The sequence below is a fragment of the Rhizobacter sp. P2_H2 genome, assembly GCF_056403375.1.
Genome location: NZ_JBFUFP010001450.1, coordinates 1 through 1075, shown reverse-complemented (window position 1 = coordinate 1075; position 1075 = coordinate 1). Strand labels below are relative to the sequence as shown.

The following is a 1075-nucleotide window of genomic DNA, read 5'->3' as shown; positions in this document are numbered from 1 at the left end:
GCAGCGCCGCACGCTGCTCGCGACCACGCCGCGGGGCCGCGGCGTGGTGCAGGCCGAGCACTTCGATGCCGACACCGCGTGGACGCTGGTCTGGGTCAACCCGCGCAGCGATGCGCGCGCGGGTGGCGATGAAGAGGCGTTCGCCGCGCGCGTGTACCGGCGCGTCGGGTCGGCCGACTGGCACGGCTTTGCACGCGTCGGCGCGCGCTCGCGCGGCAGCATGGGCGCCGCCACGTCGTGGGTCGCGACCGACAGCCTCGAGCTGCACGCCTCGCTGCGGCGTGCGCAGCAGGCACCGCCGGCACCGGACATCACGCAAGCATTGGCCGGCGCCACCTGGACCGGCGAGAGCAAGCTCAGCCTGACGGCCGAGGTGTGGTCCGACGGTCTCGCCGCGGCACCTCAACCCCGCAGAAATGTGTATCTGCGTGCAGCTTGGGAGCACGAAGGCTGGCAACCTGTGGTCGACTTGCTGCTGGTGCCGGCCGACCGCGGCCGGATCACCACCGCGGCGCTCGGCTGGCAGGGCGACCGCTGGCGTTTCGATGCCGGCCTGCGCTGGTTCGGCGGGCCGCCGACCGCTGCCATCGCGCGGCTGCCGACGCGGCGGATCGCCTTTGTTGCAGGCACCTGGCCGTTTTGAAGGGCGCCCCGCTCCGGGATCTCCGCGCTTCACACCGCTCGTTACTGGTATTACTATGGTATTGCCTGGTAGCGTATTGGTTCCATGCGCCAATCGGGCATCGCCGTCCCGCCGCGCAGGTGGGGTTCATCGACTTGCCGAGGGAGATCCCACCATGTTCAACGCCCCGCACAAGCTGCGCCTGCTGGCCGCGCTGGCGACGTCCGTCGCCAGCGCGTCGGCCTATGCCGCCTACCCCGCCTGGAAGGCCGACACCTTCTACGCCGCCGGCACTGTCGTGTCGTACAACGGGCACGACTACCGTGCGCTGGTCAGCCAGACCGACTACGCCAGCACCGGCTGGAACCCGACCACGGCGAGCCTGTGGACCGACCTCGGCGTGAGCAGCGGTACGCCGCCGCCCGCGCCCGCACCGTCTCCGGCGCCTTCGCC

Annotated in this window: 2 protein-coding genes; both read left to right on the top strand. The window is 71.5% G+C overall.

Annotated elements, in window-relative coordinates:
- Window positions 1–643, top strand: a 643-nt coding sequence (locus AC1D15_RS33845; protein WP_477829512.1) for a hypothetical protein, incomplete at its 5' end; no start/stop codon positions are given.
- Window positions 644–797: 154 nt separating this feature from the next.
- Window positions 798–1075: carbohydrate-binding protein (locus AC1D15_RS33840; RefSeq protein WP_477829511.1), on the top strand; the 278-nt coding region annotated here is incomplete at its 3' end.